Below are 11,063 nucleotides of genomic sequence, written 5' to 3'. Positions count from 1 at the left end.
TTCTGGGTGAATATGTTGTTGCTGGTGCTGGGCTTCTTCCTGCCACCTGTGGCCATTATCCTGATGATCACGCCAGTTATTTTGCCGCCCATTCTGGCTGCGGGTTTCGACCCAATCTGGTTCGGCATTATTTTGACCTTGAACATGGAACTGGGCTTGATTACGCCGCCCGTGGGCTTGAACCTGTTCGTGATCAACGGCATTGCGCCTGACATCAAGTTCGGTGAAATTTTCCGCGGCATCGTTCCGTTCATTCTGATTATTGCAGGCTACATTGCCTTCCTGTCAGTGTTTCCGGAAGTGGTGATGTTCTTGCCCGATATGTTCTACGACTACTAAGCAGGACCAAAACAATGAGCATGACCAACACAACATGGCGCCAAGGGCAACAATCCAAGGCCGCCCGGTTGGGCCGCGCTTCACACCTTGTCGGTGGAAGTTCCGGCAAGGTGGTAAACGCTGAGCAAACAGTGGCTTTGCTGGAAAGTGTGATTGAACCCGGTGACCGTGTGTGCCTGGAGGGCAACAACCAGAAGCAGGCGGATTTTTTGGCGCAATGTTTGGCCAAAGTGAACCCGCAACAGGTGCATGATTTGCACTTGTTGCAATCGGTGGTGGCTTTGCCTGAACACACGGCTTTGTTCGACAAAGGCATTGCCAAAGAAATCGACTTCTCGTTCTCTGGCCCGCAAGGTGCGCGACTGGCCAACCTGGTTGCGGCCGGCAAAATCAAGATCAATGCGATTCACACTTACCTTGAATTGTTTGGTCGGTACTTTGTCGATTTAACGCCCAATGTGGCCTTGATCGCTGCAGAGGCTGCCGATGCACAGGGCAATTTGTACACCGGCCCGAATACTGAGGACACGCCAGCCATTGTGGAAGCGGCGGCATTCAAAAACGGCATTGTGATTGTGCAAGTCAATGAAATACGCGACACACTGCCCCGTGTAGATGTGCCTGCGGACTGGGTCGATTTTGTCATTCACGCGCCGCGCCCGAACTACATTGAGCCACTGTTCACGCGCGACCCCGCACAAATCTCGGAAATTCAAGTGCTAATGGCCATGATGGTGATCAAGGGCATTTACGCCGAGTACGGCGTAAAGCGATTGAATCACGGCATTGGCTTTGATACCGCTGCCATTGAATTACTGCTGCCCACCTATGGCGAACAATTGGGATTGAAAGGAAAAATTTGTACCAACTGGGCGCTGAACCCTCACCCCGCATTAATACCCGCCATTGAAGCCGGTTTTGTGCAAAGTGTGCACAGCTTCGGCAGTGAGCTGGGCATGGAAAAATACATTGCGGCGAGGCCCGATGTGTTCTTCACTGGCAACGATGGCAGCATGCGCAGCAACCGCGCATTCTGCCAGGCAGCAGGTCATTACGCCTGTGATTTGTTCATTGGTTCTACGCTGCAAATTGACACCTATGGCAACAGCAGCACGGCCACCAAGGGTCGAATTGCCGGTTTCGGTGGCGCACCCAATATGGGGGCGGATGCACGTGGCCGCCGGCATGAAAGCGAAGCCTGGGTGAAAGCAGGCCGTGAAGCGCAAGCCAACCCCAAGCACATGCCACGTGGCCGCAAGCTGGTGGTGCAAATGGTGGAAACATTCCGAGAGCACATGGCCCCTGCATTTGTGGAACGACTGGATGCGTGGGACCTGGCCGACAGCATGGGATTGAACAACCCGCCGGTGATGATTTTCGGGGATGATGTCACCCACATCGTGACTGAAGAGGGCATTGCGAATTTGCTGCTGTGCCGTGGTGAAGGAGAGCGCGAGCAGGCCATTCGCGGTGTGGCGGGCTACACCGAAGTGGGCATGGCCCGCGACAAAAAGAAGGTGGAAGAACTGCGTGCGCGTGGTGTGATCAAACGCGCCGAAGACCTGGGCATCGCCCGGCGTGATGCAACGCGCGATTTACTCGCCGCGAAAACCGTGAAAGATTTGGTACGTGCTTCGGGGGGCTTGTATAACCCGCCCAGCCGTTTCCGCAACTGGTAAGGGGTTGTCATCATGAGTATGGAACAACTGAAATACAACTTGCCCAGCAAGGTTCAGCCAACACAACGCGATGCGGTGTTGGTGGGTGTCACTGCCAGTGGCAACTGCGAAGTGCTTCTGGAGAAAGGCGAAGATACCGCGCATTGTGCAGTGGACATTCAAACCTCGGCGCGTGGTTTCGGCCCCATTTGGCAAGCTGTGCTGAATGATTTTGCAGAACGCAAAAACGCAGGTGGTTTGAAAATTGAAATACACGATGTGGGCGCAACACCTGCTGTGGTCAGTCTGCGCCTGGACCAAGCCATTGAGGCATGGGAGAACCAACATGGCCAATAGTTTTCTGGAGGCCAGTGCGCGCGAGCGTGTGCAGGCCGTGTGCGACGCCGGTAGTTTTCAGGAAATCCTGAAGCCGTCGGATCGCATCACCAGCCCGCACATGGCGCTGCTTGAACAACCGGTTGCATTTGATGATGGCGTGGTCATTGGGCGAGCCACTTTGGGTGGCGCACCTGTGCTGGTGGCCGCCCAGGAAGGTGAGTTTCTGGGCGGTGCCATTGGCGAAGTGCATGGCGCAAAAATTACCGCGCTGATTGCCAAAGCTGTGAAAGAAAAGCCCCGCGCAGTGCTGCTCATTTTTGAAAGTGGCGGTGTGCGTTTGCACGAGGCCAATGCCGGGCTAATTGCCGTGTCGGAAATTATGCGTGCCGTGTGCGCAGCCCGTGCGCAAGGTATTCAGTTCATCGGTTTGATTGGTGGTGCAGCCGGTTGTTTTGGTGGCACAGGCTTGATTGCCCGTTGTTGCGATGTACTCATCATGTCCGAAGAGGGTCGCCTGGCCATGTCGGGCCCGGAGGTGATTGAAACGGTGTACGGCGTGGAAGAATTCGATTCACGTGACCGTGCCCTGGTGTGGCGTGTGAGTGGGGGCAAGCATCGTTACGTGATGGGCGACATTCAGGCTTTGGTGGCCGATGAAGTAGAAGCCTTCAGACAGGCAGCCTTGCAAGCGCTGGATTCGGGCAGGGTGAGTTTTGATCTGGAGAATCTGGAAGCCGAGCACGCCATGTTGACGCAAAGGCTTGAGCAATTTGGTGACTGCCGCGATGCCAAAGAAATTTGGCAACGCCTGGGGCTGCCCAGTGCTGAAGAATTGGCACTGATGCCAGCGGATGAGTTTGTGAAAACCACGGCAGATGCCCGCAACGTGGCAAGGGGTGCGCAATGAACCGGGATCAAGTATTGAACGCCTTGTTTGCCGATGGCTGGAAAGCCGAGTACATGGAGGCCGATCATTTCTATGGCCGAGCAACTGTCGGCAACCAGCAGGTGACTGTGATTGGCACTGCCGAGAAAGCCGAAGTGGGTGCAGACATGGCCTTGACCATGGCAAGGGTTGTTATTCAAACCATCAAGCAGCACCCAGATGAACCAATTGTATTTTTGCTGGACACGCAGGGCCAACGCCTTCGCCGCCGGGATGAACTCATGGGCTTGAATGGCTACATGGCACACCTGGCCAAAGCAGTGGAGCTGGCACGCCAGCATGGCCATGTGATTGTGAGTGTGGTGTATGGCGAGGCAGTCAGCGGTGGTTACATCAGCACCGGCATGATGGCCGATGCCTGCTATGCCCTGGCCGATGCGGAAATCAAGGTCATGAATTTGCCGGCCATGTCACGCATCACCAAAATTCCTTTGGATCATTTGCAAGCGCTGGCCCAGCAGTCCCCAGTGTTTTCACCCGGTGTGGAAAATTATTTGCGCATGGGTCATCTGGACGCTGTGTGGCAAGGCGATTATGCAGCGCAACTGGCTGCCTCCATCGCAAGTTTGCAGGCCAAATCGCGCGAGGACATTGGTAAAGATCTTCGCATTGAACGTGGCGTTGAACGCGGCGGCAGAGCAGCAGCCGGTGTGGTGCTTGAGCGTGTTTTAGCCAATCGATGACAAGCTGCTGAGCAACCCATGATCACATTCAATCGCCACGACCTGGTGTGGTTAAAACTGGATGCGGTAAGGCATGCCGAGTATGCCGGGCCTGCACCCTTGGAGCCCATCAGCGCATTGTCGCTGTTGCACCGCTGGGTGTTGAGCGGCTACCCGCTGATCGTGGCCCGTCAAGATGAGGTTCTCCCGAATTGCCTGCGGGTGGGCTTGGCCGAGCCGCCGTCTTGGGGCAAAAGGCGCTTGTCTTTCATCGTGAACAGTCAAGGCATTGAAAAGCACCAGCAGGGGCCAAACCTGGCCAGTGTGTTGCCAAGCTTGCCACAGCCTTGGCAAGCGGGGGCCAACGCTTTGCTGGGTTTCCTCGATCATCATTTTATCGCGGCGCATGCTTATGGTTCTGGCGCCATTCAGGCGCTGACCGGCTTGCCTTGCCTCACGGAAAGTTCCGATCTGGATGTGCTGTTCAAACCAGTGAGTTGGCTTGAAGCTGAAAAGCTGTGTCTTTTTCTCGACGCCCTCCAAACTGAATACCCCGAGTTTAAAGTCGATGGCGAAGTGCTCAACCCCAGTGGTCAGGCTGTGCAGTGGCGTGAATTGCATCGAAGCTTTTCCGATTCCAATTCGCAGTTGCTGGTGAAAACAAATCGTGACGTGAAACTTGTTGGCTTGTCTGGGTATCAGCAGGGCTTTCAATGCCCGGTTGGGAGCGCTGCATGAAAGAACTGGTCGCACGAATTGATGCAGCAGCCTGCCAAGCCCTTCGACAGGAAGTGGACCTGGAGTACAAGCCCGGCCTAGTGTGCCCTAGCAACAATGGCAGCCATGCCGACATGAATGCCACAACGTTCTACCGCAGCATTGACGCTTTGCAGGGGTACTTCGGAAACTGTTTTGCCGCTGGCCTTGAGGGCGCAGAATTCAGAACACTGCAGGCGCATGGCCTGGTCGCCGAGAAAGCCATGTTCAAGGCCACTGAAGGTGTAAACACCCACAAAGGCGCCATTTTCCTGATGGGGTTGTTGGCGGGTGCAGCGGGTGCCCAGTTTCGTGAACACGGGTGTTTCGACCCGATCAGCCTGGGCAGGTTGGTGGCGGCCAAATGGGGCGTGAATATATTGTTGGCAGGGGTGCAAGACCAGGTTCAACGCCTTGACTCACCCACGCATGGTCGCCGTGTGAAAGATGCCTTTGGTTTGCCCGGCGCGCGCGAGCAGGCAGCCGAAGGTTTTCCGGTGCTGTTCTGGACCACGGTGCCACAACTTCGCTGGGCATTGTCTGAAGGGCTTTCGCAAGAGCAAGCGCAGTTACATGCCTTGGTGTGCACCATTGGCAAGCTGCCTGACACCAACCTTGCCCATCGCGGCGGTTTGAAAGGTTTGCAATGGGCCCAGGGCAGAGTGGACCAGTTTCTGGCCGAGGGCGGCGTGTTTGCGCCCGGCTGGAAAAGCAGGGCACAGCACCTGTGTGCGCAATTTGAATCGCAGTGGTTAAGCCCGGGAGGCAGCGCTGATTTGTTGTCTGCCTCGCTGTTTGTGCAAGCCTTGGTGCAAGTCAATTCCGAGCTGCCCAACTTCATGGTTGCACGCTCATGACTTTGTGCATTTTGTGCCCGGGGCAGGGTAGCCAAACCGTCGACATGTTGCCACGTTTGCTGGCCGAGCCTTTGATTGCTCCACACTTGGAACCTTTGTTGGATGCCATGCCTTTTGATGCCATGGTGGTGTCGCAGAATTCCGAATTGTGTTTTGCCAACGCACATGCCCAGCCCTTGATTGTGGCCGCAGGCGCAGCAGTTGCGCAGGCCCTGAAAGCACTCGGTATTCAAATTGATCTAAGCGCGGGTTACAGCATTGGTGAGCTGACTGCCCACACGGTGGTCGGCAGTTTGCAGGCGTTGGACGGAGTGGGTTTGGCGGTGAAGCGTGCGCAGTGCATGGACCAGGCGGCACCCGCAGCCCACGGCATGATGGCCGTGAAAGGTGTGCGTCTTGAAAAGCTGCAAGCCATTGCACTTGAGCACGGCTTGGCTGTGGCGATTGTGAATGATGAACAGCATGCCGTACTCGCTGGCCCCACGGCGGTGATGAAGTCGATTTGCAAAGGCATGGAACGCGAACTGGGCGCGCATGTGGTGCACTTGAATGTGCAAGTGCCTTCGCACACCGCGTGGTTAAGGGATGCAAGTGCGCAATTCAAGAATGCACTGGATGCGGCCAGTTGGCGCAGATTCGATTGCCCGGTGCTCAGCGCGCTGGACGGAAGCCCTGTAGAGAATCGCAATGGCGCAATCGATTGCCTTGCGCGTCAAATTTCTGAACCCCTTCAGTGGGCGCGTACTTTGGACTTGGCTTCTGAAATGGGCGCCACGGTTTACTTCGAAGTGGGCCCTGGCAATACGCTGACCCGCATGGTGCGTGAGCGATTTCCGAATGTGAAAGCGCGTTCCTTGTCCGAGTTTCAAACCTTTGAAGGCGCATTGAATTGGTTGAGCTGAACGCAGCACTGTTTGCTGAAATTTTTACGGTGCAGGCAGTTGCTGCGTACATTGCAATCGGCATTGTTGCCGGTTTTCTTGCGGGCCTCTTGGGCGTGGGTGGGGGCAGTGTGCTGGTGCCTGCATTGGTGTGGGCCTTCAAACTGGCCGCATTGCCCGGGCAGTGGAACTTCCGTTTGGCCCTCGGCACTTCCATGGCCACCATCCTGTTTACCTCGGTGTCCAGCGTGCGTTCGCACCACCTCCACGGCGCAGTGCGCTGGGATGTCGTTAAAAATTTCATTCCCGGTATTTTGTTGGGTACCTTGTTCGGTACCTTCCTTGCGCGGCATGTGTCCACCACTTTCCTGATCGTGTTCTTCGCGCTCTTCATGGGCTTGGCCTCGTTTCAAATGTTCTTCGAATACAAGCCTAAACCGGGGCGTGTACTGCCCGGGCGCAACGGGCAAATGGGTGTAGCCACCTTTATTGGTACTGCGTCGTCGCTGGTGGCTGTGGGTGGCGGTGCACTCACCGTGCCGTTTTTGGTGTGGTGCAATGTGTCGATTAAAAATGCCATTGGCACCGCATCGGCCATGGGTTTTCCAATTGCCTTGGGCGGAACCATCGGCTTCATATTCAATGGCTGGACTGCACCGGGCCTGCCGACAGGAAGCCTTGGTTTTGTTTATGTACCCGCTTTGCTGTTCACGGTAGTCGCCAGCGTGTTGCTTGCACCCTGGGGCGCACAAGCTGCGCACATTCTGCCGGCGCCCTTGCTTCGAAAAGTGTTTGCTGTGGTGGTGTTTGCCATTGCAGTCAACATGATGCGGGGTGTGTTTTAGGCACCTTTGTAAACGCACGTGCGTTTGCCCACGTTAGCTTTAGTTGATGAAACAAAGCAGTACGAGGCAATACCCATGAAAAAAACCGGTTTGTTGATGTGTGGATTGGTCGCGCTTTGCGTGCAGCCTGCGGCTTTTGCACAAACTGATTCTGCGCAAAAAGGTTTACCCGCCCTGATTCAGGTGGCCACTGCCAACACCTTGGTGCTTGAGACCAAAGCCAGCGGAACCATTGAATACCAGTGCAGCAAAGAGAAAGACCCGCTGACCACTTACAAGTGGACCATGGTTGGCCCGAAAGCCGAACTGACCGACGAAGGTGGTGAGACAGTGGGCGATTACTCGGGTCCGCCCGCCCGTTGGAGCCACAAAGACGGCTCGTTTGTCACCGGCTCACAAGTGGCTGTGTCGCCCAACGGTAGCAAAAACATTCCCCTTCAACTGGTGAAAGCCGATGTGGCCGGCGGGCAGGGCGCCTTGACTGGAGTCAGTTATGTGCAGCGTGTGAACACACAGGGTGGGGTAGCGCCAGCCAAAAAGTGCTCGGCCGACAATGATGGTGAAAAAGCCGAGGTAAGTTACAAGGCGGAGTACCGGTTCTGGAAGGCGAATTGATTAATTGCTTAATCAGACATTTGCTAGTCGAAGCTTGCCCACACGGCGTAGATCCACATTCTTCCGTGCTATCCACAAATCGTGAGCGTCTTGCATGGCGAGCCAACTTTCGGGTGATCGCCCGATCGCCATGGAGAGCCGAAGCGCCATTTCCGGTGTTACCCGGCTGCTTCCGTTGAGAATACGGCTGAGTGTAGAGGGTGCTTCGTCCAGATTCTCTGCAAGTTCTCGCCCACTGATTCCATGTGGCTCAAGGTAAACGCCAGTGATGAATTCACCAGGCTTCGAGTGTCTCCAAAGCGGTGTTGAGCCGATTTAATGTAACTCCGCTTTATTGAGTCGCTCTTAAACGCTTTGCTATGTGCTTAATCTTCTGCGATTGAACTGAAACGTTCAAAAAGCGCTTCAGCTTTGCAAAAACCGTGAGTTAGAGGATAAGCCTGGTTCTCTTTGTTAATGTAAAAGAGGGTGGGAAACCCACTAACTTGAAGATGACGTGTAATTGCCAAATGTTTTTGAAACTCAAGTTCAGTTTCTTTGGCGTGAAGGACAGTTAAAAACTGCTCCTCGCACAACCCTGTGGTGCCGGCGCAATCAATCAGCGTTTCATCTAAAGACGGGTTCCTGGCCTCACGGTAATAAGCAGATTGAATTGCTTTTGCCATATTTGGTGAGCTTCTGGCAGCTAACTTCTCAGCTGCTATCACTGCTCTACAGGCTTGGTATGTTGAACGATAAGGTGTGTTCCGTTCCCAATAACTGTGATTAAACGTTACTTGAGAAACCTTTTCTATTTGATGCCAATAGGAAGAAATAGCCTCTTTCAGGTTTTCGCTCATGGGTTCTTTCGTATCAGGCGCTAACCCGCCCATTATCCAGTTCACCTCTGCTGAAGGATGCTGTTCTAGAAACCGATCCAACTCCGGCTGAAACCCATAACACCAGGCACACATAGGGTCCATTACGTATAAAAATCGCATACTCACTTCGTTTACTCCGAAGAACGGCTTACTGGGGCATAACGCCAGTCGTAACCGGCGAATTTGTAGTGAGCGTAGCGATCGAAAAATGCGTTCGCGTTCAGGGCATTGTTATGTGTTTTTCGCACTACGCGCCCTTATTTTTTCTAAAGTGTCAACTAAATAAGGTGGGTAACCGCCGGAAAAATACTCATAAATCAAAGGATTGCTGGCAAAGAAGTGAGAGGACAACTCTGTCCAAGTTTCGACTGACACACTGCCATTTAACTTAAATGATTTGAGTGATTTTGGCTTTATCTTTATTTTTTCTTTAACATTGTGTCTAAAGTTTGAATCCCGTCTGACAAGGTACTCCTCGGGGGTATGGTACTGCGTTGCGCCATCAAAATGCCTGAATTCAGATTTTATTAGGTCGTACTCGGCGTGAACGTATCGAACTGGATGAAACGTTCCGCCGTTCATCTGAATGATGTTCTTTGGACCTTTAAATTCGAGAGCTTGGAATGACTTAATGTCCCCTTTTGTGCTCCAGCAGATATCCAATGCATAAGCGTCATTGAAAAAGAAATCCAAGTGGTGAGCATCTAAATCAGAAGGTGGGCGTAGGTGGCTTACACCATCTGCAATTTCTGAAATATCCTCGTTAAAAGGTGAGCCAAACCAAGTATCTTCCTCCATGTAGCATGAATTATCCACATTAATCCGAACTCGGTTTTGATCAAGACTTAAATAAGCATCTATACCTTCCATATCTAGACTCCAAAATTTCTCGACAAATCTTGGAGCCCAGTTATTCACGCTATGCATACCCCTGCGAAATACAGGGCTTGCCATTGCCATAAAACTCTGAGAGTAAAAATAGCCAGAATTGAACTTGTTGATCCTGAATTTTGTAGACAGTTCGCTCCAAGAGTAAAGCCCCTCTTTATCTTTTTGTAAAGACGGCATCAATTCAGACAGGATATTGGGGTGTTCGCAAACGACGCCTATTGTTGGTGTGAAGGAGATGGATTCGGTATCAATAAAGACATCAATGGATTGACAGTACTGCACAAACTCTTCAATGATTGTTTCGTACTTAGACAGCATCATTTGATTTTCGCGCTCGAGTTCCTGCCTGTAATTCTCAAGGTACTCTTCTTCTTCGCTTTTTCTCATTTCGGCCATTGTTGCTTGCTCATTCCTTTTACACATAACACCTAAGTTAAGCCGCGCCGCGCAGTGGAGCAACCCATATGGCAAGCTGTACCTGCCATATGGGTTGTGGAACGAAGCGGTGTCGGCTTGAACGCATTGTTAGACGTGAACCGCCTGAGCCGCAACAATACTCTGGAAATCAGATTCACGGAGAACTCGGATTTGCTGTCCTTGGCCAATCAATTCCTCTGCCTTGAGATGCTTGGAACTCTTCGTCTTGCCAGCGAGCTTGGAGATGTCCTGGTCACCGACGATTAGTAGCGTTGTCCTCTTTGTGACCGAAGCGCCAACATCGCATCCGGCGCGAGCAGCCAAGTCTGCCGCTTCACGGCGTGGGATAGTGAGCGATCCTGTGAACACTGCGACATTGCCAAAGAGCGGCCCCTCACTGTTGCCGTCGCGTGTTATGGGCTGATCGAATGTCGGATCGATGGGGCGCTGGACACGAGCAAACCAATCCTCAAGGGTGAAGCCAGCGTGGGCGCTGGCCCTGCAGAGCACTTCACCGGCAGCACGAGCATCTTCTAGTGCGTCGTGGTGATTGAAGCTGATACCTAGGAACTTAGCGACGTTGTGCAGCCCATAGCCCCTTGCCCCGAACTGGTCTGGCCATGCGCGACGAACCACTCTGGCGGTGTCCAGCCAACGGCAGTCGAGTTGAGCAAGCCCATGTCGTTCGCAGGCAAGGCTCGTAGCTGCGCGATCGAACGGCGTATGGCACGCGACTATTGAGCCATCCAAGAGGCTACGTAACGTGTCAGCGATGCCCGGCCACGTTGGCGCGCCCATTACGGCTTGCTCATCGATCCCGTGGATCGATACGTTGAAGCCATCAAACTCATCTTCAGGATCAACGAGGCTCGACCACGAGTCGACGTGCTGTCCGTCGCGGAAGATTGCGACGCCGATCTGGCAGATGCTGGAAAGATCAGCATTGGCAGTCTCTACGTCGATTGCTGCAAATTGCATTGCAACCTCCATTCACGGC

General features: G+C 53.6%; 14 protein-coding genes. 10 read left to right on the top strand and 4 right to left on the bottom strand.

Annotated elements, in window-relative coordinates:
• From A0129_RS14845 to A0129_RS14800, 10 genes are all read left to right on the top strand, one after another.
• On the top strand, nt 1–339 hold a 339-nt coding region (locus tag A0129_RS14845), incomplete at its 5' end, for a TRAP transporter large permease subunit (protein WP_291716185.1).
• A gap of 20 nt (nt 340–359) precedes the next feature.
• Nucleotides 360–2,018, top strand: coding sequence for a malonate decarboxylase subunit alpha (gene mdcA, locus A0129_RS14840; RefSeq protein WP_291716189.1), 1,659 nt, complete (start codon nt 360–362; stop codon nt 2,016–2,018).
• Nucleotides 2,019–2,036: 18 nt separating this feature from the next.
• Nucleotides 2,037–2,354, top strand: coding sequence for a malonate decarboxylase acyl carrier protein (gene mdcC / locus A0129_RS14835; RefSeq protein WP_291716188.1), 318 nt, complete (start codon nt 2,037–2,039; stop codon nt 2,352–2,354).
• Nucleotides 2,344–3,243, top strand: a complete 900-nt coding sequence (locus tag A0129_RS14830; protein WP_291716184.1) for a biotin-independent malonate decarboxylase subunit beta — start codon at nt 2,344–2,346, stop codon at nt 3,241–3,243. Before mdcC ends, A0129_RS14830 begins: the two co-directional genes overlap by 11 nt.
• On the top strand, nt 3,240–3,965 hold the full coding sequence (gene mdcE / locus A0129_RS14825) for a biotin-independent malonate decarboxylase subunit gamma (protein ID WP_291716183.1): 726 nt from the start codon (nt 3,240–3,242) through the stop codon (nt 3,963–3,965). Before A0129_RS14830 ends, mdcE begins: the two co-directional genes overlap by 4 nt.
• Nucleotides 3,966–3,983: 18 nt before the next feature.
• On the top strand, nt 3,984–4,682 hold the full coding sequence (mdcG, locus tag A0129_RS14820) for a malonate decarboxylase holo-[acyl-carrier-protein] synthase (protein ID WP_291716182.1): 699 nt from the start codon (nt 3,984–3,986) through the stop codon (nt 4,680–4,682).
• Nucleotides 4,679–5,557, top strand: a complete 879-nt coding sequence (locus A0129_RS14815) for a triphosphoribosyl-dephospho-CoA synthase (protein ID WP_291716181.1) — start codon at nt 4,679–4,681, stop codon at nt 5,555–5,557. The genes mdcG and A0129_RS14815 overlap by 4 nt, the downstream gene beginning before the upstream one ends.
• A complete protein-coding gene (locus tag A0129_RS14810; RefSeq protein WP_291716180.1) occupies nt 5,554–6,459 on the top strand; it encodes an acyltransferase domain-containing protein in 906 nt (301 codons plus the stop codon). Before A0129_RS14815 ends, A0129_RS14810 begins: the two co-directional genes overlap by 4 nt.
• A complete protein-coding gene (locus tag A0129_RS14805; protein ID WP_291716179.1) occupies nt 6,447–7,283 on the top strand; it encodes a sulfite exporter TauE/SafE family protein in 837 nt (278 codons plus the stop codon). Before A0129_RS14810 ends, A0129_RS14805 begins: the two co-directional genes overlap by 13 nt.
• Before the next feature lie 75 nt (nt 7,284–7,358).
• The gene (locus tag A0129_RS14800; RefSeq protein ID WP_291716178.1) at nt 7,359–7,898 is read left to right on the top strand and encodes a DUF3455 domain-containing protein; all 540 of its coding nucleotides are present in this window, start codon (nt 7,359–7,361) and stop codon (nt 7,896–7,898) included.
• 12 nt (nt 7,899–7,910) lie between these two features.
• Here the strand turns inward: A0129_RS14800 and A0129_RS14795 are convergent, their stop codons facing one another.
• The 4 genes from A0129_RS14795 to A0129_RS14780 all read right to left on the bottom strand — a co-directional run bounded on the left by A0129_RS14795 (nt 7,911) and on the right by A0129_RS14780 (nt 11,044).
• Nucleotides 7,911–8,213 carry a HigA family addiction module antitoxin gene (locus A0129_RS14795; RefSeq protein ID WP_291716187.1) on the bottom strand — a complete coding sequence of 101 codons (303 nt, stop codon included), beginning with the start codon at nt 8,211–8,213 and terminating at the stop codon, nt 7,911–7,913.
• A gap of 50 nt (nt 8,214–8,263) precedes the next feature.
• A complete protein-coding gene (locus A0129_RS14790) occupies nt 8,264–8,851 on the bottom strand; it encodes a DsbA family protein (protein WP_291716186.1) in 588 nt (195 codons plus the stop codon).
• 138 nt (nt 8,852–8,989) lie between these two features.
• Nucleotides 8,990–10,045: a hypothetical protein gene (locus A0129_RS14785; protein WP_291716177.1), complete on the bottom strand. Its 1,056-nt coding sequence runs from the start codon at nt 10,043–10,045 to the stop codon at nt 8,990–8,992.
• Nucleotides 10,046–10,174: 129 nt separating this feature from the next.
• Nucleotides 10,175–11,044, bottom strand: a complete 870-nt coding sequence (locus A0129_RS14780) for an exonuclease domain-containing protein (protein ID WP_291716176.1) — start codon at nt 11,042–11,044, stop codon at nt 10,175–10,177.
• Nucleotides 11,045–11,063: the final 19 nt, after the last annotated feature.

Source organism: Limnobacter sp. CACIAM 66H1, assembly GCF_001601825.1.
Classification (GTDB): Bacteria; Pseudomonadota; Gammaproteobacteria; order Burkholderiales; family Burkholderiaceae_B; genus Limnobacter.
This window is presented reverse-complemented; position numbering and strand designations above follow the sequence as displayed.

Bases quoted from the DNA above. Each gene is read 5' to 3' on its own strand.
- A0129_RS14815 (WP_291716181.1), top strand. From the start codon at position 4,679: ATGAAAGAACTGGTCGCACGAATTGATGCAGCAGCCTGCCAAGCCCTT.
- mdcC (WP_291716188.1), top strand. From the start codon at position 2,037: ATGGAACAACTGAAATACAACTTGCCCAGCAAGGTTCAGCCAACACAA.
- mdcG (WP_291716182.1), top strand. From the start codon at position 3,984: ATGATCACATTCAATCGCCACGACCTGGTGTGGTTAAAACTGGATGCG.
- A0129_RS14830 (WP_291716184.1), top strand. From the start codon at position 2,344: ATGGCCAATAGTTTTCTGGAGGCCAGTGCGCGCGAGCGTGTGCAGGCC.
- A0129_RS14800 (WP_291716178.1), top strand. From the start codon at position 7,359: ATGAAAAAAACCGGTTTGTTGATGTGTGGATTGGTCGCGCTTTGCGTG.
- mdcE (WP_291716183.1), top strand. From the start codon at position 3,240: ATGAACCGGGATCAAGTATTGAACGCCTTGTTTGCCGATGGCTGGAAA.
- A0129_RS14810 (WP_291716180.1), top strand. From the start codon at position 5,554: ATGACTTTGTGCATTTTGTGCCCGGGGCAGGGTAGCCAAACCGTCGAC.
- A0129_RS14780 (WP_291716176.1), bottom strand. From the start codon at position 11,044: ATGCAATTTGCAGCAATCGACGTAGAGACTGCCAATGCTGATCTTTCC.
- A0129_RS14790 (WP_291716186.1), bottom strand. From the start codon at position 8,851: ATGTGTGCCTGGTGTTATGGGTTTCAGCCGGAGTTGGATCGGTTTCTA.
- A0129_RS14785 (WP_291716177.1), bottom strand. From the start codon at position 10,045: ATGGCCGAAATGAGAAAAAGCGAAGAAGAAGAGTACCTTGAGAATTAC.
- mdcA (WP_291716189.1), top strand. From the start codon at position 360: ATGACCAACACAACATGGCGCCAAGGGCAACAATCCAAGGCCGCCCGG.